General features: G+C 70.6%; 21 protein-coding genes. 9 read left to right on the forward strand and 12 right to left on the reverse strand.

The features are described 5' to 3' along the window. The 6 genes from TR49_RS23035 to dnaA form a co-directional block, all read right to left on the reverse strand. Positions 1–990: ATP-binding protein (locus tag TR49_RS23035; RefSeq protein ID WP_042384600.1), on the reverse strand; the 990-nt coding region annotated here is incomplete at its 3' end. A gap of 257 nt (positions 991–1,247) precedes the next feature. Next, positions 1,248–1,766, reverse strand: a complete 519-nt coding sequence (locus tag TR49_RS23040) for a DciA family protein (protein WP_042384603.1) — start codon at positions 1,764–1,766, stop codon at positions 1,248–1,250. A 148-nt stretch (positions 1,767–1,914) separates the two neighbouring features. Then, entirely contained in the window at positions 1,915–3,093 is a 1,179-nt protein-coding gene (recF, locus tag TR49_RS23045; protein WP_042384605.1) for a DNA replication/repair protein RecF, read from the reverse strand. Positions 3,094–3,143: 50 nt separating this feature from the next. Continuing rightward, positions 3,144–4,019 carry a phosphogluconate dehydrogenase (NAD(+)-dependent, decarboxylating) gene (gnd, locus tag TR49_RS23050; RefSeq protein WP_042384609.1) on the reverse strand — a complete coding sequence of 292 codons (876 nt, stop codon included), beginning with the start codon at positions 4,017–4,019 and terminating at the stop codon, positions 3,144–3,146. A 225-nt stretch (positions 4,020–4,244) separates the two neighbouring features. Then, positions 4,245–5,387: a DNA polymerase III subunit beta gene (gene dnaN, locus TR49_RS23055; protein WP_042384611.1), complete on the reverse strand. Its 1,143-nt coding sequence runs from the start codon at positions 5,385–5,387 to the stop codon at positions 4,245–4,247. Positions 5,388–6,203: 816 nt separating this feature from the next. Continuing rightward, positions 6,204–7,988 carry a chromosomal replication initiator protein DnaA gene (gene dnaA, locus TR49_RS23060; protein WP_084725287.1) on the reverse strand — a complete coding sequence of 595 codons (1,785 nt, stop codon included), beginning with the start codon at positions 7,986–7,988 and terminating at the stop codon, positions 6,204–6,206. Between the two features lie 372 nt (positions 7,989–8,360). On the opposite strand from dnaA, the gene rpmH reads away from it, so the two are divergent. The 9 genes from rpmH (at position 8,361) to TR49_RS23110 (ending at position 15,124) form a co-directional block, all read left to right on the forward strand. Continuing rightward, positions 8,361–8,498 carry a 50S ribosomal protein L34 gene (gene rpmH, locus TR49_RS23065; RefSeq protein ID WP_034089364.1) on the forward strand — a complete coding sequence of 46 codons (138 nt, stop codon included), beginning with the start codon at positions 8,361–8,363 and terminating at the stop codon, positions 8,496–8,498. A gap of 30 nt (positions 8,499–8,528) precedes the next feature. Then, the gene (rnpA, locus tag TR49_RS23070) at positions 8,529–8,924 is read left to right on the forward strand and encodes a ribonuclease P protein component (protein ID WP_042384616.1); all 396 of its coding nucleotides are present in this window, start codon (positions 8,529–8,531) and stop codon (positions 8,922–8,924) included. A gap of 20 nt (positions 8,925–8,944) precedes the next feature. Next, entirely contained in the window at positions 8,945–9,250 is a 306-nt protein-coding gene (yidD, locus tag TR49_RS23075) for a membrane protein insertion efficiency factor YidD (RefSeq protein WP_042374312.1), read from the forward strand. Positions 9,251–9,253: 3 nt separating this feature from the next. Continuing rightward, entirely contained in the window at positions 9,254–10,342 is a 1,089-nt protein-coding gene (yidC, locus tag TR49_RS23080; protein WP_042384618.1) for a membrane protein insertase YidC, read from the forward strand. A 50-nt stretch (positions 10,343–10,392) separates the two neighbouring features. After that, positions 10,393–10,914: a Jag family protein gene (locus TR49_RS23085; protein WP_042374299.1), complete on the forward strand. Its 522-nt coding sequence runs from the start codon at positions 10,393–10,395 to the stop codon at positions 10,912–10,914. A gap of 163 nt (positions 10,915–11,077) precedes the next feature. Beyond that, on the forward strand, positions 11,078–11,821 hold the full coding sequence (gene rsmG / locus TR49_RS23090; RefSeq protein ID WP_042384794.1) for a 16S rRNA (guanine(527)-N(7))-methyltransferase RsmG: 744 nt from the start codon (positions 11,078–11,080) through the stop codon (positions 11,819–11,821). Positions 11,822–12,288: 467 nt separating this feature from the next. Then, the gene (locus TR49_RS23100) at positions 12,289–13,290 is read left to right on the forward strand and encodes a ParA family protein (protein WP_304941190.1); all 1,002 of its coding nucleotides are present in this window, start codon (positions 12,289–12,291) and stop codon (positions 13,288–13,290) included. Further along, on the forward strand, positions 13,287–14,387 hold the full coding sequence (locus TR49_RS23105) for a ParB/RepB/Spo0J family partition protein (protein WP_042384624.1): 1,101 nt from the start codon (positions 13,287–13,289) through the stop codon (positions 14,385–14,387). The genes TR49_RS23100 and TR49_RS23105 overlap by 4 nt, the downstream gene beginning before the upstream one ends. Before the next feature lie 119 nt (positions 14,388–14,506). Next, positions 14,507–15,124 (forward strand): GNAT family N-acetyltransferase, encoded by a 618-nt coding sequence (locus TR49_RS23110; protein WP_042384625.1) that lies wholly within the window; start codon positions 14,507–14,509, stop codon positions 15,122–15,124. Positions 15,125–15,171: 47 nt separating this feature from the next. Here the strand turns inward: TR49_RS23110 and TR49_RS23115 are convergent, their stop codons facing one another. From TR49_RS23115 to TR49_RS23140, 6 genes are all read right to left on the reverse strand, one after another. Further along, complete coding sequence (locus TR49_RS23115) at positions 15,172–16,344, reverse strand: N-acetylmuramoyl-L-alanine amidase (RefSeq protein WP_042384627.1); 1,173 nt, start codon at positions 16,342–16,344, stop codon at positions 15,172–15,174. A gap of 82 nt (positions 16,345–16,426) precedes the next feature. After that, positions 16,427–16,756, reverse strand: coding sequence for a thioredoxin (gene trxA, locus TR49_RS23120; RefSeq protein ID WP_042374308.1), 330 nt, complete (start codon positions 16,754–16,756; stop codon positions 16,427–16,429). 88 nt (positions 16,757–16,844) lie between these two features. Then, a complete protein-coding gene (trxB, locus tag TR49_RS23125) occupies positions 16,845–17,813 on the reverse strand; it encodes a thioredoxin-disulfide reductase (protein ID WP_042384631.1) in 969 nt (322 codons plus the stop codon). 124 nt (positions 17,814–17,937) lie between these two features. After that, positions 17,938–19,032: a zf-HC2 domain-containing protein gene (locus TR49_RS23130; protein WP_042384633.1), complete on the reverse strand. Its 1,095-nt coding sequence runs from the start codon at positions 19,030–19,032 to the stop codon at positions 17,938–17,940. Continuing rightward, positions 19,029–19,760, reverse strand: coding sequence for an RNA polymerase sigma factor SigM (gene sigM / locus TR49_RS23135; RefSeq protein ID WP_236653499.1), 732 nt, complete (start codon positions 19,758–19,760; stop codon positions 19,029–19,031). The genes TR49_RS23130 and sigM overlap by 4 nt, the downstream gene beginning before the upstream one ends. Before the next feature lie 80 nt (positions 19,761–19,840). Further along, positions 19,841–21,979, reverse strand: coding sequence for a protein kinase family protein (locus TR49_RS23140; RefSeq protein WP_052434555.1), 2,139 nt, complete (start codon positions 21,977–21,979; stop codon positions 19,841–19,843). Positions 21,980–22,066: the final 87 nt, after the last annotated feature.

Raw genomic sequence — 22,066 nt, forward strand, 5'->3', positions numbered from 1 at the left:
CTCGCGCAGCAGCTTCTTGTCGCGCGCGTACCGGTTGACCAGACCCGTGAGCGCGGCCCGGAAGCCCTCCTCGTGGGTGCCGCCCTCGTGGGTGTGGATGGTGTTGGCGAACGAGTAGACGCCCTCGTTGTACGAGGTGTTCCACTGCATGGCGATCTCGACGGAGATCGTCTTGTCCTTGTCCTCCGCCTCGAAGTCGATGACGGTCGGGTGGACCACCTCGCCCTTGCGGGAGTTGAGGTATGTCACGAAGTCGGAGATGCCGCCCTCGTAGTGGTACCGCACCGCGTTGGGCTTGCCCTCGTCGTCGGTGTGGTCCGGACGCTCGTCCGTCAGCGAGATGGTCAGGCCCTTGTTGAGGAAGGCCATCTCCTGGAAGCGGCGCGAGAGCGTGTCGAAGGAGTACTCGGTGGTCTCGAAGATCTCCGGGTCGGCCCAGAAGGTGACCGTGGTGCCCGTCTCCGAGGTCTCCTCGTGCTGGGCCAGCGGGGCCACCGGCACACCGCTCTTGTACTCCTGCGACCAGCGGAAGCCGTCGGTCTTCACCTCGACCGCGAGGCGGGTCGACAGGGCGTTCACGACGGAGACGCCGACGCCGTGCAGACCGCCGGAGACGGCGTAGCCGCCGCCGCCGAACTTGCCGCCGGCGTGCAGCACGGTCAGCACGACCTCGACGGCCGGCTTGCCGGTCGTCTTCTCCACGCCGACCGGGATGCCACGGCCGTTGTCGACGACGCGCACCGCGCCGTCGGGCAGGATCGTCACGTCGATCGTGTCGGCGTGACCGGCGAGGGCCTCGTCGACGGAGTTGTCGACGATCTCGTAGACGAGGTGGTGCAGACCGCGCTCACCGGTGGAGCCGATGTACATACCCGGGCGCTTGCGGACGGCCTCGAGCCCCTCCAGCACCTGGATGGCACTGGCGTCGTACGACTTCTCGTTCTTGCCGTTCTCGTCTGGGGACTGGTTGGGGTTGCCGGACTCGGCCACGAAACGCCCTCTCTGGCACAGCGCGGGCCGTCCCGGCCCCAGTGGGCGGGCCGGAGGCGGCCACGGCGTTACGACTCTCCACCACGAGCGTCTCCGCTCGTGGCGGTGTTTGGCTTCCAGTCTACCGGTACGACTGACAGAGACGGGGCTTTGCCGCCCTCTGAACGGCCCGTGCCGGACGTCAACATGCGCCCGACATGTCCCCACACCCGCGAGGGGGGCGCAGAGCGCTTAGACGGCCGTTTCGCCGTTCCGCGTTAACCCCAGGTGTCGCCGGGCCCCTTGCTGCCCGGCGCACGCAGCCTGCCGCGGTAGCGGGCCGGGCCCGTGGCGGGCCCCTGGACCTTGATGAAACGCACCGTTCCGTCGCCCAGCCCGCCGTTCAGCGTCCGAAGCAACTGCGGTGCCATCAAACGAAGTTGAGTCGCCCACGCGGTCGAGCTGCAGCGAACCGTGAGGACCCGCTCGTCCTCGTCGAAATGCTCGGGCTCACAGTGCGCGGCGATGTCCCGCCCCACAATCTCGGGCCACCGGCCCATCACCCCGCCCACCGCGGCGGGCGCCTCCCAGCCGCGCTCCGCGATCAGCCGGCTGATCGCGTTCCCCAACGGCTGGGGATCACGGCCGTCCGCACGGGCGCCCGACCGCAGGCCCGTCCTTCTCGCCTGCTTCTTCTGCGCGGTGGCCTCGCCGCGCAGCCGGGCCTGCTCCTTGGCGGCGCGCAGCGCGACGCGGGCCAGATCGACGCCACTGAGCTCGGGAGTCTCCTCGGACAACGCGGCGCCTCACCTCTCGCTCCCGGAGGGCATGCACACCCTGTGGACAAGCCTCCAGAGTACGCGTCCCGAAGCCGCCGCAGATCCGACTCGAAGGCCGACTCGGGAGCCGCCCCAGCTCCGACCCGGACCAGGTCCCGGACCCGTCTCAGACGCGGGTGACCTCGCCGTCCTGCACCGAGTACCGCGCGCCCCTCAACGCCTCCGGCACGTCCTCCGGGACCGCCGCCGTGACCAGCACCTGCTCGCCCGTCGCCACCCGCTCCGCCAGACGCTCCCGCCGCCGCGCGTCCAGCTCCGCGAAGACGTCGTCGAGGATCAGCACCGGCCCGCCCGCCAGCCCGCCACCACCCGTGTTCGAAGGCCCCTCGGGCCCCCCGAACTCGTCCGCGCGCAGCAGGTCGTAGGAGGCCAGGCGCAGGGCCAACGCGTACGACCAGCACTCCCCGTGGGAGGCGTAACCCTTCGCAGGCAGATCCCCCAGACGCAGGCCCAGCTCGTCACGGTGCGGGCCCACCAGCGTCAGCCCCCGCTCCAGCTCCTGCTTGCGCGCCGCCCCCAACGCGGCCGTCAGCGCCGCGTACAGCGCCTCGCGGCCGCCCGACAGCGGCACGCCCTCACCCATCGACGAGCGGTACTCCAGCACCGTCCCGCCACCGCTCGGCGCCAGCTCCTCGTACGCCCGCGCCACCAGCGGCTGCAACGCCGCCACCAGATCCAGCCGCTGCGCCAGCAGCTCCGCGCCCGCCCGGGCCAGATGGTCGTCCCACACGTCGAGGGTGGACAGATCCATCCCCCGGCCCGCCCCGCGCCGCGCCTGCGCCGCGGACTTCAGCAGCGCGTTGCGCTGCTTCAGCACCCGCTCGTAGTCCTGCCGCACCCCCGCCAGCCGCGGCGCGCGCAACGTCAGCAGCTCGTCCAGGAAGCGGCGGCGCTCGCCCGGGTCCCCCTTGACCAGCGCCAGGTCCTCCGGTGCGAACAGCACCGTCCGCAGCAGACCCAGCACGTCGCGCGGCCGCACGTTGTCACTGCGGTTGATCCGCGCCCGGTTGGCCCGGCCCGGATTGAGCTCCAGCTCGATCAGCGTCTGCCGCTCGTCGCGCACCACCAGCCCCCGCACGACCGCCCGCTCCGCCCCCAGCCGCACCAGCGGGGCGTCGCCCGCCACCCGGTGGCTGCCGAGGGTCGCCAGATAGCCGACGGCCTCGACCAGGTTGGTCTTGCCCTGACCGTTGGGACCGGTGAACGCGGTGACGCCCGGGTCGAGCGGAACCTCGACCCGGGCGTAACAGCGGAAGTCGGCCAGCGACAGATGCGCGACGTGCACAGCTTCCTTCGCAGGTTGTGGATAACTCCTGTGGAGTTCCCTCTACTTGGCTACTTGCTCTCGACCGCGTGGCCGCCGAACTCGTTGCGCAGCGCGGCGATCATCTTCATCTGCGGCGAGTCGTCCTGCCGCGAGGAGAAGCGGGCGAACAGCGAGGCGGTGATCGCCGGCAGCGGCACCGCGTGGTCGATCGCGGCCTCGACCGTCCAGCGGCCCTCGCCCGAGTCCGCGGCGTAGCCCTTCAGCTTGCCCAGGTGCGCGTCCTTGTCGAGGGCGTCCACGGCCAGGTCCAGCAGCCAGGACCGGATGACCGTGCCCTCACGCCAGGAGCGGAAGATCTCGCGGACGTTCTCGACGCTGTCCACGGCCTCCAGCAGCTCCCAGCCCTCGGCGTAGGCCTGCATCATGGCGTACTCGATGCCGTTGTGGACCATCTTGGCGAAGTGGCCCGCGCCGACCTTGCCGGCGCGCACGGCGCCGAAGTCGCCCTCGGGCTTCAGCGCGTCGAAGATCGGCTGCACCTTGGCGATGTCGTCCTCGGAGCCGCCGTACATCAGGGCGTAACCGTTCTGCAGACCCCAGACACCGCCGGAGACACCGCAGTCGACGAAGCCGATGCCCTTCTCGGCCAGGTCCGCGGCGTGCTTCTCGTCGTCCGTCCAGCGGGAGTTGCCGCCGTCGACGACGACGTCACCCGGCTCCAGCAGCTCGGCCAGCTCGTCCACGGTCGACTGCGTCGGGCCACCGGCCGGGACCATCACCCACACCACGCGCGGCGCGGAGAGCGAGCCGACCAGCTCCTTCAGGCTCGCCACATCGGACAGGGCGGGGTCGCGGTCGTAGCCGACCACGGTGTGGCCGGCGCGGCGGATGCGCTCGCGCATGTTGCCGCCCATCTTGCCGAGACCGATGAGTCCGAGCTGCATGATCAGTCCTTCGTTCCGTATCGACTGTCCGCGGCCCCGTTGCCGCACCAAGGCACGAGCCTATCCCCGCAGGGACCTCCGGAGACGCGAGGCTGCACCGACGTGCGGCTCCGCCGTGTGGGCGCGGGATTCGGATACGCGCCCACCGGCGGTTGCACCCTCCGGGGGCGCGGGGCTCTGCCGACATGCGGCCCCTGAGGCCGCTGCCGCCTGCGGTCAGCCGACTCAGCCCGAGAGGCGGACCGGCATGATCAGGTACTTGTACGACTCGTCCGCCTCGGACTCCTGCGAAGCCTTGCCGCTGAGCAGCGCCGGCTTCGTCGCCGTCGTGAAGCTGAGCTGGGCGACCGGGGAGTCGATGGCCGACAGGCCGTCCAGCAGGTAGGCCGGGTTGAAGGCGATCGAGATGTCGTCGCCCTCGAGGTCCGCGTCGATCCGCTCCACAGCCTGTGCGTCGTCGCCGGAGCCGGCCTCCAGCGTCAGCACGCCCTGCTCGAAGCTCAGCCGCACCGGGGTGTTCCGCTCGGCGACCAGCGAGACGCGCTTGACGGCGTCGACGAAGGCCTGCGTGGGCACCGTGCCGATCGCGGAGAACTCCGTCGGGAAGAGGGCCCGGAACTTCGGGAACTCGCCCTCCAGGAGGCGCGTGGTCGTCCGGCGTCCGGCGCCCTCGAAGCCGATCAGGCCCTCGCCCTTGCCGCTGCCGGCCAGCGCGATGGAGACGTTGTCGCCCGCGCTGAGCGACTTCGCGGTGTCGAGCAGGGTCTTCGCCGGGACCAGCGCCACGGCGGAGAGACCGGGCTGCTCCGGCTTCCACAGCAGCTCGCGGACGGCGAAGCGGTAGCGGTCCGTCGCCGCCAGGGTGACCCGGTCGTCCTCGATCTCGACGCGGACGCCGGTCAGCACCGGAAGCGTGTCGTCACGGCCGGCGGCGACGGCCACCTGGGCCACGGCGGCGGCGAACGCGTCGCCGGGGACCACGCCGGAGGCGGTGGGCATCTGCGGCAGGGCCGGGTACTCGTCCACAGGAAGCGTGGGGAGTGTGAATCGCGAGCTGCCGCAGACGACGAGCACCCGCACGCCGTCGGTGGAGATCTCCACAGGCCTGTTGGGAAGCGCGCGCGAGATGTCGGCCAGCAGGCGGCCGGAGACCAGGACCGTGCCGGCCTCCTCCACGTCCGCCTCGGTCGCCACGCGCGCGGAGACCTCGTAGTCGAAGCCGGAGAGGCTGAGACGGCCCTCAGCGCCGTCGCTCTCGGCCGTCAGCAGCAGACCCGCGAGAACGGGCACCGGGGGCCTTGCCGGGAGGCTGCGCGCGGCCCAGGCCACCGCCTCCGCGAGGACGTCACGCTCGACCCGGAACTTCACCGGTAACCGCCTCCTGGGTGGATGTCGCTTGGTGTTCAGCTAGGTGTTCATCTGAGGCACGCATGGAGGCCCGCGGGACGGGGCACGCTCCTGTTGCCGAGGAACAGTCTGACGCATACCACGGACAGCCGAGGCAGAAGGCCCCGAAGAGGCATCGAACGTGCGTCCAGGTCACGTTCTCCACAGATCTGAGCCCCACCCGCTTTTGGATCAAGACCGAGCTATATCTAGTGGGTAGTAGTAGTAGGCCTTGTGGAAACCGTGGATAACCCCTTCCCCCGCTGGTCGGGGGCCATTTTTTGTCCACATCGCCTGGGGACGGCCGCGGTGGAAAAACTGGGCGCCCTGTGGATGCAGCACCCCTTGTGCACAGGCGGGTTGGGTTGTCCCCAGGTTGTCCACCACTCTGTCCCCAGGTTTTCCCCCGGTTTCCCACAGCCCCTGTGGCAACATCACGTGACCCAATTCGCTCGAGCCGGTGAATAGGCCTTCCATGTTGCCGTTCTGTGGACATTCTTGTGGAGAAGCGGCCGGATTCTGGGGATAACCGGCCCCTCCCTGGGGACAGCGCGTGGATAACTGTGGCGTCGGGTTGACGGGCCGCAGGTTCTCCACAGGGTGTGGAGAACCTCTTCCCACAGTTCCACAGGGACCTGAGCTGGGACGATCCTTCCAGACGCCCGCTCCCTGTGGACGGGTTCTGGATAACTCGGTTCTCCCCAGCATGTGGACAGGCCGTTCGCCCGGATCTGTGGGCAAACGCCGGAGGGGCGCCCCCCACCGGGGGCGCCCCTCCACACGTCGGTCCGCCGAGCGTCAGCTCTTGATGCGGTTGGTCAGCTCGGTCACCTGGTTGTAGATGGCCCGTCGCTCCGCCATCATCGTGCGGATCTTGCGGTCCGCGTGCATGACCGTGGTGTGGTCGCGGCCGCCGAAGGCGGCGCCGATCTTCGGCAGCGAGAGGTCGGTCAGCTCCCGGCACAGGTACATGGCGATCTGGCGTGCCGTCACCAGCACCCGGCTGCGGGAGGAGCCGCAGAGGTCGTCCACGCTCAGACCGAAGTAGGCGGCCGTCTGCTGCATGATGACGCCGACAGTGATCTCCGGCCCGTCCTCCTCGCCGCCCGGGATCAGGTCCTTCAGCACGATCTCGGCCAGCTGCAGGTCCACCGGCGCCCGGTTGAGGCTGGCGAAGGCGGTGACGCGGATCAGCGCGCCTTCCAGCTCGCGGATGTTCCGCGAGATCCGCGAGGCGATGAACTCCAGCACCTCGGCGGGGGCGTTCAGTTGCTCCTGGATCGCCTTCTTGCGCAGGATCGCGATGCGGGTCTCCAGCTCGGGCGGCTGGACGTCGGTGGTCAGGCCCCACTCGAACCTGTTGCGCAGCCGGTCCTCCAGGGTGACCAGCTGGCGGGGCGGCCGGTCGGAGGAGATCACGATCTGCTTGTTGGCGTTGTGCAGGGTGTTGAAGGTGTGGAAGAACTCCTCCTGCGTCGACTCCTTGTTCTGCAGGAACTGGATGTCGTCGACCAGCAGGATGTCCATGTCCCGGTAGCGCTGCCGGAAGCCGTCGCCCTTGTCGTCGCGGATCGAGTTGATGAACTCGTTGGTGAACTCCTCGGAGCTCACGTACCGCACCCGGGTGCCGGGGTAGAGGCTGCGGGCGTAGTGGCCGATGGCGTGCAGCAGGTGCGTCTTGCCCAGCCCCGACTCCCCGTAGATGAAGAGCGGGTTGTAGGCCTTGGCCGGGCTCTCGGCCACGGCGACCGCGGCCGCGTGGGCGAAGCGGTTGCTGGAGCCGATGACGAAGGTGTCGAAGAGGTACTTGGGGTTCAGCCGGGCGGCCGGCTCGTCCTTGCCGCCGCCGGGCGGCAGCGGGCTGCTGCCGCTGGAGCCGGTGCCGGGGCGCGGCAGCGGCGGCGTCGCGGGGACGGCGGGCAGCTGCTCGCCCTGGGGCGCGTGCTCGGCGGAGGCCGTGTCCGGGAGGGCCGGCAGGGTCGGGGCGGCGCCGCGCTCCCCGGTCTCCGGCTGCCCGGTCTTCTGCTGAACGGGCGGCGGCAGCTGGACGGGCAGCTGCGGCACGGCCCACTCGTCGCGGTAGGCGGGCTGCTGCGGGGTCGGCTCGGGCTGGGGCGCGGGGCCGGCGGGGTAGGGCTCGGCGGGGTAGGGCTCACCGGACGGGTACGGCTCGGCGAAGGGCTGGGCGTAGCCGTAGCCGTGCTGGGCGGGCGCGTGCGGGGGCTGGGACTGCTGCTGTGGGCCCACCTGGTAGGTCTGCTGCGGCTGCTGCTGCTGGGCGGGCGGCGCCGACTGGGGGGCCGGCGCCAGGCTGCCGGCGCTGGCGTCGACGACCACAGCGATCAGCACCTGGCGCTGGAACTCCTGCCCGAGCAACTCGGTGATCTGCTGGACCAGCCGGCCCTCCAGTACGCCCTTGGCGTACTCGTTGGGGGCGGCGAGCAGCGCGGTGTGGGCCATCATCCCCATGGGGTGGGTGCGCTGGAGCCACTTCTTGTCCATGGACTCGACCGCCGGGTCGTTCGCCAGTCGCTCGACGACTCGCCCCCATGCGGAAGCGAGATCGTTTGTTGGGTCAGCCACTGGTGCACGCCTTCACTGGGGGCAGGAGTTCCATGGGAAAGTCTGTCAACGGTAGGCGGCCGAAGCGTCCTCGTTCAAGTTGTTGTCCACAGGGTGTGGGAAACGTGTCACGGCCGCCTGCGCAGGCGGTTGCGAGGCCGCCCTGGAGGGCCCCGCGAGGAGCTGGTTTGACCCGTCGGGGCCGTTCCGCGTACCGTAACGAGGTCGAGTTGTCGATGGCCGCTGCCGCATGCCCGCGGAGTCTCCGCAAAGAGGCGCGCAGCTCTGGGCGTCGTGGATCACCGTATCGAACGGGTTATGGGGATCGCGCGGACGCACGGTGACGGCCAAGCGACGGTCCGGCCGCCCCTTCGATTGACCTGGAGTTCTCCCGTGAGCAAGCGCACCTTCCAGCCGAACAACCGCCGTCGCGCGAAGACCCACGGCTTCCGCCTGCGGATGCGTACGCGTGCCGGCCGTGCCATCCTCGCGGCGCGCCGCGAAAAGGGCCGCGCGCGCCTGTCCGCCTGATCCGACACCTGAAGCAGAGGTTGTCGGGTCGTGCTGCCCTCCGAATCTCGGCTGAGGCGGCGCGAGGATTTCGCGACCGCGGTGCGGCGGGGCCGGAGAGTCGGCCGTCCGCTGCTCGTCGTGCACCTGTACACCGGTGGCGCGACTGCGGAGCCTGCAGACCCGCACGGCGCCGGGGGGAACTTTCTCCCGGCGCGTGCGGGTTTTGTTGTCAGTAAGGCCGTCGGTGTGGCCGTGGTCCGGAACCGCGTCAAGCGGAGGCTGCGGCAGCTGATGGCCGAGCGTATCGGCCGCCTGCCCGCAGGTAGCCTGATAGTGGTACGCGCGCTGCCCTCGGCCGCCGAGGCGCAGTACGCGGACCTGGCACGCGATCTGGACTCCGCGCTGCGCAAATTGAGCGCCTCATCGCCGACGGGAGCAGGGTAGTGACGTACCTGCTGTGGGTGATGGTCGGCTTGGTCGGCCTCTTTGCAGGCAAGTACCCGCTGTTGGGGCTGATCAAGCTCTATCAGTGGACCATCAGCCCCATGCTGGGACCGGTGTGTCGATACCACCCGTCCTGCTCGCGTTATGGCTTCGAGGCCATCAAGGTCCACGGTGCGATCAAGGGCACCGTACTCACCGCCTGGCGGATCCTGCGGTGCAACCCCTGGAGCCCAGGCGGCTTCGATTACGTCCCGGAACGAAAGCACCCGGTCTGGTACCGGCGTCTTCGCAAGCCGGTGCCTTCGACCAATGCCCAAGGAGTCTGACCGGTGCATTTCTACGACACGATCCTGAGTCCGCTGTATTACGTGGTCTCCGCGATCATCAGTGCCTTCCACGGCATGTTCAGCCAGGTGTTCGATCCGAACAGCGGCTGGGCCTGGGGCCTCTCGATCGTGCTCCTGGTGCTCGTCGTCCGCGCGGCGATGATCCCGATCTTCACCAAGCAGATCAAGTCCATGCGGACGATGCAGGCTCTGCAGCCGAAGATGAAGGTCATCCAGGAGAAGTACAAGAACGACCGGCAGCGCCAGTCCGAAGAGATGATGAAGCTCTATCGGGAGGCCGGCACCAACCCTGCCGCGAGCTGCCTGCCGATGCTCATCCAGATCCCGATCGGTGGCGCGCTCTACGGTGTGCTCCGTCTGATCTCCCAGGGCCACCAGGTCGGCGTCCTCACGGCGACCCAGGTCCACAGCGCGCAGCAGGCGCACATCTTCGGTGCGCCGATCTCGGGGACGTTCTACTCGACCCACAGCACGAGCGTCCGGATCGTCACCGCGATCTTCATCCTGCTGATGTGTGTCACGCAGTTCATGACCACGCGGCAGATCATGACGAAGAACGTCGACCTCACGGTCAAGACGCCGTACATGCAGCAGCAGAAGATGATGATGTACTTCCTGCCGCTGATCTACGTCTTCACCGGCCCGGCCATGCCGATCGGTGTGCTGATCTACATGTTCACCACCAACATCTGGACCCTCGGCCAGCAGCTGGTGATCATCCGCAACAACCCGACCCCGGGTTCGGTGGCCTGGAAGGAGCGCCAGGCGCGCCTCAAGGCGGCCGGCAAGCTCAACGCCGACGGCACCGAGGTCAAGGGCGGCATCGCCGCGCTGGTCAAGGGTGGCTCCGACCAGCCGGTCGAGGACGCCGAGCCGGAGCCGGCGCCGGTGCGTCAGCAGCCGAAGCGCCAGACCAAGGCGCAGCGCGCCTCTTCCGGTGGCGGTCAGCAGCAGGGTGCCAAGGGCCAGCAGGGCGGCGGCACCAAGACCGCCCCGGCCCGCGGCCGGGCCACCACCGGCGGTGGCGGCAACCGGCAGGGCGGCGGCCAGTCGCCCAAGAAGAAGTCCTGAGCTCCATCCCTCCATCTGTCTCCATCTGATTCACCGAAGGAGTCGATCCCGTGACGGACGGCACCGTGGCCCCCGAGGGCACGTCCAAGAGCGAGCTGCTGGCCAACCTGGAGCAGGAGGGCGAGATCGCGGCGGACTACCTGGAGGCGCTGCTCGACATCGCCGACCTGGACGGCGATATCGACATGGACGTCGAGGGCGACCGCGCCTCGGTGTCGATCGTCGGTGAGGGCACAGGCGCGACGCGCTCGCTGCAGCGCCTGGTCGGGCACGACGGCGAGGTGCTGGAGGCCCTGCAGGAGCTGACCCGTCTGGCGGTGCACCGGGAGACCGGGGAGCGCAGCCGATTGATGCTGGACATTGCCGGCTTCCGTGCGGGCAAGCGGGCGGAGCTGGCCGAGCTGGGCGCGCAGGCGGCCAAGGACGTCAAGGAGTCCGGCGAGCCGGTGCGCCTGCGGGCGATGACGCCGTTCGAGCGCAAGGTGGTCCACGACGCGGTGGCGGCCGCGGGGCTGCGCAGCGAGTCGGAGGGCGAGGAGCCCCAGCGCCGGGTGGTCGTCCTGCCCGCCTGAGCGGACTGAGCGGTTCTTCCGGCCCCGTCCGCGGTACGCATGGTGCGTGTCCGCGGGCGGGGCCGTTCCAGGTGTGGCGGCGGTGCCGAGTGTGATCAGCGACAGTGCGACCGGCAACAGTGCGAACAGCGTGATCAGTGCGAGCGTGAGGGAGTGGTGCGGCGTGGTCGAGGACCAGCCGGAGGAGTTTTCGACGGAGCTCGGGGAGACCCCGGCTGTCGCCGCGCAGCTCTTCGGCGACCGGCTGCCGCTGGCCGTGCGCTACGCGGAGCTGCTTGCGGACGCGGGCGTCAAGCGCGGCCTGATCGGTCCGCGTGAGGTGCCGCGGCTTTGGGAGCGGCACATCCTCAACTGCGCGGTGCTGGGTGAGGCACTTCCGGAGAAGCCGTCTCCGCTGTCGCTGTGCGACGTGGGCTCGGGGGCCGGCCTGCCGGGCATCCCGGTGGCGCTGGCGCGTCCGGACGTGGAGATCACGCTGCTGGAGCCGCTGCTGCGGCGAACGAACTTCCTCGAGGAGGTCGTCCGCGAGCTGCGCCTGGAGAACGTCACGGTGGTGCGCGGCCGCGCCGAGGAGATGGTCGGCAAGCTCCAGGTGGACGTGGTGACCGCGCGGGCGGTGGCGCCGCTGGACCGCCTGGCCGGCTGGGGGCTGCCGCTGCTGCGCCCCTACGGGCAGATGCTCGCGCTCAAGGGCGACTCCGCGGAGCAGGAGGTGGCCGAGCATCGGGCCGCGCTGCAGAAGCTGGGCGCGCAGGAGTGGTCGGTGGAGGTGGTCGGCGCGGAGGTGGTCTCGACGCCGACGCACGTGGTGCGGGTGCAGGCCGGCGAGAGCCCGGGCGGTGTGAAGGCCGCGGCGCGTCGCGCCAAGGCGGCCCGTGTCTCGCGGGCGCGGCGAAATCGGCACTGACCGAGGGCCCGGAATCGCGGGTCGAATTTCAAGATCGCTAACTGTCACACGTGAAACAGTTGGCGATCTTGGTTTTTCCGGCGCCACGACGCACCGGAGTGTCGAAGCGTCAGATTTGCCCTAAAAAGGGCATCGTGGTGCTCGTGAAACATCGCTCCTTGCTCTCCGGCATCCTCAGCCGAAGCCGTGAGGCCGCTCTCCGCACCCGTCCCGCCCGTCATTCGAGTGAAGATGTCGGAACCAGGGATCTCGATCGTCCACAACTCCCTCCCCTGCCCCGCAGACTGCGCGAAAATGCTGAGGACAGCCCGGAGAGTGAGGGGGGCGGACCCATGTCTGTCGAACATCCCGTTGCTGAGCTTCCCGCCGTCGCCGAGCCCGTTCCCGGGCCGCGGTTGCCGGTGCCGGACCGAGACGGGGCCGCGCCCGTTGTCCAACCGGCACCGGCGCATGAAACACTGACCGACATGCAGGACTCCGACACTCCGCCGCTCGCCGACGACACCCCGATCGCGCGCGCCGCGCAGGCCGCCGTCACCGCGATGGCGCGGGTCGGGGATCCTCTGCCGCGCCCCGCGCAGACACGCGTGATCGTGGTCGCCAACCAGAAGGGCGGCGTCGGCAAGACCACCACCACGGTCAACCTTGCCGCCTCGCTCGCGCTGCACGGGGCCCGCGTCCTGGTCATCGACCTCGACCCGCAGGGCAACGCCTCCACCGCGCTGGGTATCGACCACCATGCCGAGGTGCCCTCCATCTACGACGTGCTCGTCGAGGGCAAACCGCTGGCCGACGTGGTGCAGCCGGTGATCGACGTCGAGGGTCTGTTCTGCTGCCCCGCCACCATCGATCTGGCCGGCGCGGAGATCGAGCTCGTCTCGCTCGTCGCCCGTGAGAGCCGGCTGCAGCGCGCCATCGCCGCCTACGAGCAGCCGCTCGATTACATCCTGATCGACTGCCCGCCCTCGCTGGGTCTGCTGACCGTCAACGCGATGGTCGCCGGGCGCGAGGTGCTGATCCCGATCCAGTGCGAGTACTACGCGCTCGAGGGCCTGGGGCAGCTGCTGCGCAACGTCGACCTGGTCCGTGCGCACCTCAATCCGGCGCTGCACGTCTCCACGATCCTGCTCACCATGTACGATGCGCGCACCCGGCTCGCCTCCCAGGTCGCCGAGGAGGTGCGCAACCACTTCACCACCGAGGTGCTGCGCACCAGCATCCCGCGTTCGGTTCGGGTCTCCGAGGCACCCAGCTACGGGCAGACGGTGCTGACCTACGACCCGGGCTCCAGCGGGGCGCTCTCCTACCTGGAGGCCGCCCGGGAGATCGCTCTGCGTGGAGCGGAGGCGGACGCCGCGGCCGAGGTCAGCTACGCCGCCGGCGGGGCGTCGGGCGTCTACGCCCAGCGGCCCCACGGCCTCGAGCAGCACATGGACCAGCAGCACAGCACGATGGAGGGGAACCGGTGAGCGAGCGTCGTAGGGGTCTGGGTCGTGGTCTGGGGGCGCTGATCCCGGCCGCCGCCTCGCCGGTGGGTCCGCAGGGCGCCCCCGGCGCCGCTGCGGCGACCGTGGCCAACCCCGAGCGCGGCATCGCGGCGGTCAAGGTCGCCGGCCTGAACGGTGCGGGCGGCGTAGCCTCCCTGCCGACAGCGATGGTCGACGACGTCGAGTCGGCCGCAGGGTCGGACCTGAAGCCCGTCGAGGGCGCGTACTTCGCCGAGCTGCCACTCCAGTCGATCACCCCGAACCCGCGTCAGCCGCGTGAGGTGTTTGACCCGGAGGCGCTGGCCGAACTGGTCACCTCCATCAAGGAGGTCGGCCTGCTCCAGCCGATCGTGGTTCGCCAGGTCGGCCCGGAGCGCTACGAGCTGATCATGGGTGAGCGCCGTTGGCGCGCGAGCCAGGAGGCCGGGCTCGAAGCGATCCCGGCGATCGTCCGGGCCACCGACGACGAGAAGATGCTGCTCGACGCGCTGCTGGAGAACCTGCACCGCGCCCAGCTGAACCCGCTCGAAGAGGCGGCCGCCTACGAGCAGCTGATGTACGACTTCTCCTGCTCCCAGGGCGAGCTGGCCGACCGGATCGGCCGTTCGCGCGGCCATGTGAGCAACACCGTCCGACTGCTGAAGCTCTCCCCGTTCATGCAGCGTCGGCTGGCCGCCGGGGAGTTCTCCGCCGGGCATGCCCGCGTTCTGCTCGGCGTGGAGGACGAGGAGCAGCGCGAGAAGCTCGCTGCGCGGATCTCCCCGGAGGGCCTCTCCGTGCGGAACCTGGAGGAGATCGCGACCCTGCTGTCCCACGACGGCAAGGCCAGAAAGGCCCCCACGCCCCGGGCGGGCCGTCGGATCTCGCCCGCCTTCGCCACGCTGGCCAACCGGCTGTCGGACCGCTTCGACACCCGGGTCAAGGTCGAGATGGGCAAGGACCGCGGGAAGATCGTCGTGGAGTTCGCGTCCGTCGAGGACCTGGACCGCATCCTCGGCTCCTTCGCTCCCGGCGAGGGCGAGCGGCTGCGCCAGGGTCTGGTGGGCGACGGCGGCGAGGCCGAGCCGATCGAGGACTAGAGCCTGTCGTCGAGGACAACACCCGACGAAGCCCCCGCGTCTGTGGACGCGGGGGCTTTTCCATGCCTCGCCGTGCGTCCGTCCGCGTGTCTTCGGACGAGGGCGCTTATCGTGGAGGCATGGGACGCCGGTTGGTACCGCTGACACTGGACTCGCTCGCCGATCTCCCGCTGCCCTGTAGAGCCTGTGTCTTCTGGGAGCTGGACCCGGTCAGCGGAGAGGCCGCCATCAAGGACGGGCGGCCGGAGTTGGAGAAGGAGTCCTGGATCTCCGCGGTGCTGCTGGAGTGGGGCTCGTGCGGTCGTATCGCCTATGTCGACGACGTGCCGGTGGGCTTCGTGCTCTACGCGCCGCCTGCCTATGTGCCGCGCTCGCTGGCCTTTCCGACGAGCCCGATCTCGCCGGACGCCGTGCAGTTGATGACCTCTCGGGTGCTGCCGGGTTATCAGGGGCAGGGCATCGGGCGCACCTTGGTGCAGACGGTCGCCAAGGATCTGGTGCGGCGCGGCTTCAAGGCGATCGAGGCATTCGGCGACGCGAAGGCGGAGGATGCCCACTGCGTGCTGCCGGCGGACCATCTGCTGGCGGTGGGCTTCAAGACGGTCCGCCCGCACCACCGCTATCCGCGGCTGCGCTTGGAGGTGCGCTCGGCGCTGTCGTGGAAGGGCGAGATGGAGGTCGCCCTGGAGCGACTGCTCGGCGCCGTGCAGAAGGAGCCGTCGCTCCGGCCGCTGTGAAGCAGACCAAGATCATTAAATGCTTCACGTGAAGCAGGTGGTGATCTTCATGCGTGCGTCAGCGGCAGCCGCAGCACGCCCGTCGGGGAGTCGTCCTCCGGTGGCAGATAGAGCCGCTGGACCGCCACCGAGATCGCCTCGACCGCCTGGGCGCGGATCTCCGGGGAGTGCAGCCGGACCGCGTCGTCGGGGTGGGTGAGGTAGCCGAGCTCCAGTCGGACACAGGGCATCGTGGTCGCCCGCAGCATGGTCCAGGTGCGGGCGTGGCTGCGCAGGTCTCCGAGGCCGCAGCGGGCGACAAGTTCGCGCTGGACCAGCCCGGCGAACTGCTTGCCGGTGTGGGACCAGCGGCCGCGGCTGTCGTCGCCGTAGTAGTAGCTGGCGACGCCGCCGACCGTGGGGTTGGCGTGGCCCTCCAGATGGAGCGAGATCATCAGGTCCGCGCTGGTCCGGTTGGCGAAGCGGATCCGTTCCGCCTCGTCGGGGGAGGTGTCGGCGGTGCGGGTGAGATAGGTGCGCACGCCGAGCGCCGTCAGCCGTCCCTCCAGGCGGCTGGTGACGTCCCAGACGAGCTCGGCCTCGTTGATCCCGCCGGCCCGCAGTCCGAGGTCGACGCCGCCGTGGCCCGGGTCGATCACGACCACCTTGCCGGAGAGTGCCGGGCCGGAGTGCCGCAGCATCTCCGTCTCGCGCATCACGTGGGGGGCGCCGCCGACGACGGTTCGGGAGAGACGCTCCAGCACCACGTAGGTGGTGGGGCCGAGGGTGCAGTCCGGGTAGAGGCCCATGTTCCGCTGAAACTCGCCGACGGCCTGCGCGGTGCCGGGGCCGTAGATGCCGTCCACCCGGCCGGGGGTGAAGCCCATGTCGAGCAGACGCTGCTGGAGCCCGGCGACGTCGTCGCCGACCTGCATGCTGCTGGGGATGTAGCTGAGCACCCGGTCGCCGAGCCGCCAGCGGGCCTCGTTGAGGTGGCGGTAGGTCTCCGGGCCGACGATGCCGTCCGCGGTGAGGCCGCGCTGCTGCTGGAAGTGGCGCACGGCGGCGTCCACCGCCGGGTCGAACAGGGCCTCGGCGGAGGGGATGTGACGACCCGGTCGTAGGGCCGGGGGCTCGGGCAGCAGCCCGAGCAGGGTGAGCTTGAAGCGGATCTCGGCGACGGCGGGGCCGGTGTCCCCGAGCTTCCAGGAGTACGCGTGGGGCAGACGCTGCTGGGACATAGCCAAGATCGTACGCTTCGGGCCCCTGGTTTCCGATGAAACCAGGGGCCCGAAGAGAGGATCAGCGCGTGCGATGACCCGATCAGCCGATGAAGGCGGCCAGATCGCGCAGCAGGGCGCTCTTCGGCTTGGCGCCGACGATGGTCTTCACGACCTCGCCGTTCTGGTAGACGTTCATGGTCGGGATCGAGAGCACGCCGTACTTGGCCGGGGTGTCCGGGTTCGCGTCGATGTCGATCTTGGCGATGGTGAGCTTGTCCGCGTACTCGGTCGCGAGCTCCTCCAGGATCGGGGCGACCTGGCGGCACGGGCCGCACCAGGTGGCCCAGAAGTCCACCAGAACGGGCTTGTCGCTCTTGAGGACCTCGGCCTCGAAGGTTGCGTCGGTGACGGTGATGGTGGCGCCGGCCACGGGATCTCCTCGGGTTGGTGGTGCGGGTGGCGGGGTGTCTCTTGTCGGCTGCGGGCGCAGCTCGCTCGGCTGCGCCCGGACGGACCGGTCAGACCGCGGCGGTCTCGACCTCGGCCTCGGCGTGGGCCTGGGCGGCCAGGAAGCGCTCGGCGTCCAGCGCGGCGGAGCAGCCGGTGCCGGCGGCGGTGATGGCCTGGCGGTAGGTGTGGTCGACGACGTCGCCCGCGCCGAACACACCGGACACGTTGGTGCGGGTGGACGGGGCGTCGACGCGCAGGTAGCCCTCGTCGTCCAGCTCCAGCTGGCCCTTGAACAGCTCCGTGCGCGGGTCGTGGCCGACCGCGATGAACAGGCCGGTGACGGCCAGCTCACGGGTCTCGCCGGTCCGGGTGTCCTTGAGGGTGACTGAGCTCAGCTTGCCGTTCTCGCTGTGCAGCCCGCCGACCTCGCTGTTCCAGGCGAAGGAGATCTTCGGATCGTTGAAGGCGCGCTCCTGCATGGTCTTGCTGGCGCGCAGCTCCTCGCGGCGGTGGACCACGGTGACCGACTTGGCAAAGCGGGAGAGGAAGGTCGCCTCCTCCATCGCGGTGTCTCCGCCGCCGACCACGGCGATGTCCTGGTCGCGGAAGAAGAAGCCGTCACAGGTCGCGCACCAGGAGACGCCGCGGCCGGACAGCTCGTCCTCGTGCTCCAGACCCAGCTTGCGGTGCTGCGAGCCGGTGGCGACGATGACCGCCTTGGCCTTGTGGACGGTGCCCTCGGAGTCGGTGACGAGCTTGATGTCGCCGCTCAGGTCGACCGCGACGACGTCGTCCGGGACCAGCTCGGCGCCGAACCGCTCCGCCTGGCTGCGCATGTTGTCCATGAGCTCGGGGCCCATGACGCCGTCGCGGAAGCCGGGGAAGTTCTCGACCTCGGTGGTGTTCATCAGGGCGCCGCCGGAGGAGACGGAACCCTCGAAGACCAGGGGCTTCAACGAGGCACGTGCGGTGTACAGGGCCGCCGTGTATCCGGCCGGGCCTGAGCCGATGATGATCACGTTGCGGACGTCGCTCACTTGGTCTCCTGAATGCTTCGCGCCGGGCTGCCGTCGCCGGTCGGGGCTTTCCATCCCGCTCAACGGTTTCCCTAGTGTCTCGCATTCCCGGAGCGCCCGGGTGCGCGGCGCCGACCGGTGGACGTCAGCCGCGGGGTACCGACTGGTGCAGCAGGACCAGCGGCGCGGAGCAGGAGTTCTGTACGAGGTAGACGTCCCACGTGTGCGCCGGGTCGGCCGGGTCGGGGTAGAGCAGGGCGAAGACCTGGACGTCGAGGTACTGCCCGAGCCCCTGGACGGCCGGTGGCTGGGGCTGCTTGGTCGCGGCCAGGACGCAGGCCGGCGCGGTGGGCTGTGCCGGGCTGCCCGCGGTGTTCTCCGCGCCGCCGTTGGGCGTGACCAGGGCGCCGCCTCCCGCTGGGGACGTGGCCGCGAAGGGCGTGCTGGACGGCGTGGCGGCCGGGGTCGACGCGGCCGAGGGCGGCGCGGACGGGGCCGTGCCGACAGCGTGTCCGGCGGCATGGAGGCGCGCGGAGTCACTCGCCAACTGCTGCACCTCGCCGGCGAGGTTCGTCTCGGTGAAGTCGTAGCCGGAGGAGGCGAGGGACTTCGGGCTGGGTGCAGTGGCCGAGGTGCCGCCCTCGGCGCTCGCACTGCTGTTCCCGCTGCTGTCGAGGTCGCCGCCGCGCGAGACGGCCAGACCGATGCCGCCGGCCGCGACGAAGAGTGCGAGGGTGGCCAGCACCCGCCGGATCCGTGTCGAGCGGGGCGCGCGGTTGCCGGGCCGGTTGTCCGCGGGGCGCTCCCCGGCAGGTCGCCGCTGGGGGCGGGCGCGGCCGGCGCCGCTGTCCTCGTCGCCTTCCTGAGTGGCAGCTTCCTGAGCGGCAGCGTCGTGGGCAGCGCTGTCGGCACTGCCGACGGAGGCGGCTTGCGCGTCCTTGCGGACGTGGTCGTGGGAGGTGGTGTCGTCCGTGGCGGCGTTCTGGGCGTCTCCCGCCCGCTCCGCAGCCAGGGCGGCGTCGATGCGGGCGGCCACGTCCTCGGGCATCGGGCCGGGCGTGGGCTCGGCGCCCAGCAGGGAGGTCAGCTCGACGAGTGCGTCGTAGGTCTCCCGGCACTCCGCGCACGAGGCGAGGTGCGCGGTCAGTTCCGCGCTCTGCTCGGCGGGGAGCAACTCCTCGGCGTGCTCGGCGAGGAGCTCGACGTCAGGGTGAGCCGGGTTCAGCGTGGAGTCGCTCATGCCTTCAGCTCACCTCCTGCGGCTCGTGCGGTCTCGGCCCTCTCCGGCGATGGGACGTGCGAGGTGGCTGTTGGGTTCCCCCTGGGTGGGCGACCATGATCATCAACTGCTTCACGTGTGACAGTTGATGATCTTGCTCCGGCGGCGCCAGCGACGCCGGAGTCGCCGCCCGCCCGCAGATGGCTCAGGTGCGGCAGCAGCTTGGCCCGCGCCCGCGCACAGCGGCTCTTGATCGTGCCGGACGGGACGTCGAGCACTGTGGCCGCCTCCGCCACGGAGTAGCCCTCCATGTCGACCAGGATCACGGCGGCCCGCTGCTCCGCGGGCAGGGTCGCCAGTGCAGCGGCCAGCTCACGGCGTAGCTCGCCGCGTTCGGCGGAGACGTCCGCCCCCTCGTCGTGACCGGCCACGGTCTCCAGCGCCGTCTCGTCCTCGACAAGCCGGGTGCGGCGGGTGGAGCTGCGACGCGCCCGGTCCAGGCAGGCGTTGACGACGATCCGGTGCAGCCAGGTGGTGACCGCCGAGCGGCCCTGGAAGGTGTGGGCCGCCCGGAAGGCGGAGACGAACGCGTCCTGCAGGGCGTCGGCGGCCTCCTCGCGGTCCCCGAGCGTGCGCAGGGCGATCGCCCACAGGCGGTCCCGGTGGCGGCGCACCAGCTCGCCGAAGGCGTCAGGATCGCCCTCCACATGCCGACGCAGCAGCTCTGCGTCCTCGACCGGATCGGTCACCTGACCCTCCACCCCCCTCGATCTCACGGCTGGTCCGCGCGGAAGTCGAGGTCAAGCCTGCCATCCCGGAGGTGTCCGCGTCAGCCCAGGACCTGGATCTCTGAGATACCGCCCCGGTAGCCGCCCGAGGACGGGTCACTGGGCAGGGAGATGATGTGGATCAGTACGTAGCGGGTGCGCACCGGCTTGGCCAGCACACCGCTGTCCAGGGCGGTGCCCTGCAGCAGGGCGCTGTTGCTGATCCGCTGGGTGAACCCGCTCAGGCTCGTCGGCTCGCCGGAGGCGTCAGCGGGCGCGGCCAGGATCTCCTGGGTCTGGCCCCCGGTCGGGAGTGTGACTTTCACCTCGGAGACATTCTGGACGCTGCCCAGGTCGACGACGATGCCGCTGCCGTCCTTGTAGTCCGGCAGGTTCCCGAACTTCGGCTCGCCGATGAAGTACTTGGTGATCCACGAGGTGCCGACCTTGCCGTCGATCGCCAACGGCGCGTCCTCGGGCTTCATCGGCTGGTTGAACGGCGCGAACTCCGCGTCGGAGGAAATCGGGAGGTTCTTGAGCTGCCGGCCCGCGTTGTCCTGGCCTGACTGCTGTCCGCCGCTGCTCCCGTGACCTTGGCCCTGCCCCTGGCCGCCCTGGCTCAGCTGGGTGTTGGTGCTGCCGCTGTTGTCGTGGGTCATCAGTGCCTCTGCCGTGCCCCAGCTGCCGAGGGCGATCGCGCCCAGCACGACCAGGGAGACCGCCCACTTGAGTGCCTTGCCCGAGCGGCCCGGCAGGGTCGGCTGGGGCGCGGGCGGGGTCTGCGGCCGGCGGGGCGGGGGCGTGGTCCTCGCCCCGGGCGCGGACGGGTCGGGCCGACGGGCGGTGTTCCGCACGGTGGTCGGGTACGTGGGCAGCACCAGCGGCTCGGGCTCGGGCTGGCGCACCTTGGGCATCTCGGCGACGGCCTTGGCGAGCTCCTCCGGCGTCGTGACCGGCGTCAGCTTGCCGCCGGGCGGCGAGCACAGCGTCCGCGCGGTCAGGTCCGACAGGCCTCGGTGGACACCGGCCTTGACCCGCTCGGCCGGAACGGTGCCGAGGTCGCGCGGGAGGCCCTGCAGGCCGTGCGCGCCCTCGGAGTAGGGCCAACGCAGGGTCAGCGCGGCGAAGAGCAGCGCGCCGATCGCGCGCGTGTCGCGCTGCGCGCCGTCCGCCTTGTCTTCGGCCTGGATGCCGCGCAGCGCGGCGTTCACGGCCATGCCGTCGATCCGGTACGAGCCGCTGTCGGTGCGCAGTACACAGGCCGGGGAGAGGCGAAGGTGCGCGAGGCCGCGGCGGTGCGCGGCGGTGAGCGCGTCGGCGAGCTGGCGCACCAACTGGTACGCCTCGTAGGCCTCCAGCGGCTCGGTCAGCAGCATCGTGTCCAGGCCCGTGGCATCGGGCAGCCACTCGCGGACGACGTAGACGACGTCGCCGTCCTCGACGGCGTCCAGCACCTGCACGAAGCGCGGGTCGCCCAGCAGCGCCGCCTGCCGGGCGGCGGCCAGCACGCCCTTGGCGCGCGGGTGGGCGGCGGCGATCAGGTGGATCCCGACGGCCCGGCGCAGCTTCTCGTCGACGGCCCGCCAGGAGCTGAAGACCTCGTTGCTGGTGGTGCACTCCTCCAGCCGGTAGCGGCGGGCGATCCGGTCCCCGCTGTGCCGCACCGGCGCGGGGACTGACGCCTCCTCGGGCGCGTTCTCCCCAGCGGTCTCGGCGACGGTCGTTTCGACCCCCGCTTCGGTGGTCTCCTCGGTGGTCTCCTCAGCGGGCTGCGCGTCGGTCGCGCGCTTGTCCGCGCGCGTGTCCTTGCGCGCGTCGGCGGGCTGCGCGTCCGCCTGCGCGTCGTCCGCGCGCGCATCCTTGGGCCGCGCACCCTCGGGCCGCGCGTCGGTCGGCTGCGCATCGTCCCGGTGCGCGGGCTCGGCCTCCGCACCGGAGGGCTGCTCCGGACCGTCCTTCGGACCGTCCTCGGGTTCGTGCCCCGGCTCGTCCTTCGGGGCTGCTTCGGGAGCGTCAGCCGGGGCCGGGGCGGCGGCAGTTGCGTCCGCGTCGGCCGGGGCCTCCGGTTCCGCGACCAGCTCCGTGGCGAGGGCCTCTGCGGACAGTGGGGAGGTCGCCTCCGATGCCTGCTCCGTTCGCCCTACGTCCGCCCGAGGGCCGCCCGTGGTCGTTCCCACGGCCGTCTCGCTGCGCTCAGCCACCGTTGTCCTGCCTCCCCGAACCGCACTGCCGTCGATCCCGCCGCGGGACCGCGTTCGATGCGAGCCCGGCCCACGATCAATTGTGCC

The sequence above is a fragment of the Streptacidiphilus melanogenes genome, from assembly GCF_000787835.1.
Lineage (GTDB): Bacteria > Actinomycetota > Actinomycetes > Streptomycetales > Streptomycetaceae > Streptacidiphilus > Streptacidiphilus melanogenes.

What these genes read in the sequence shown, in the direction of transcription:
- TR49_RS23100 (WP_304941190.1), top strand. Translation starts at nt 12,289, where the DNA reads ATGCAGGACTCCGACACTCCGCCGCTCGCCGACGACACCCCGATCGCG.
- TR49_RS23115 (WP_042384627.1), bottom strand. Translation starts at nt 16,344, where the DNA reads ATGTCCCAGCAGCGTCTGCCCCACGCGTACTCCTGGAAGCTCGGGGAC.
- TR49_RS23130 (WP_042384633.1), bottom strand. Translation starts at nt 19,032, where the DNA reads ATGAGCGACTCCACGCTGAACCCGGCTCACCCTGACGTCGAGCTCCTC.
- gnd (WP_042384609.1), bottom strand. Translation starts at nt 4,019, where the DNA reads ATGCAGCTCGGACTCATCGGTCTCGGCAAGATGGGCGGCAACATGCGC.
- yidD (WP_042374312.1), top strand. Translation starts at nt 8,945, where the DNA reads ATGGTCGGCTTGGTCGGCCTCTTTGCAGGCAAGTACCCGCTGTTGGGG.
- TR49_RS23110 (WP_042384625.1), top strand. Translation starts at nt 14,507, where the DNA reads ATGGGACGCCGGTTGGTACCGCTGACACTGGACTCGCTCGCCGATCTC.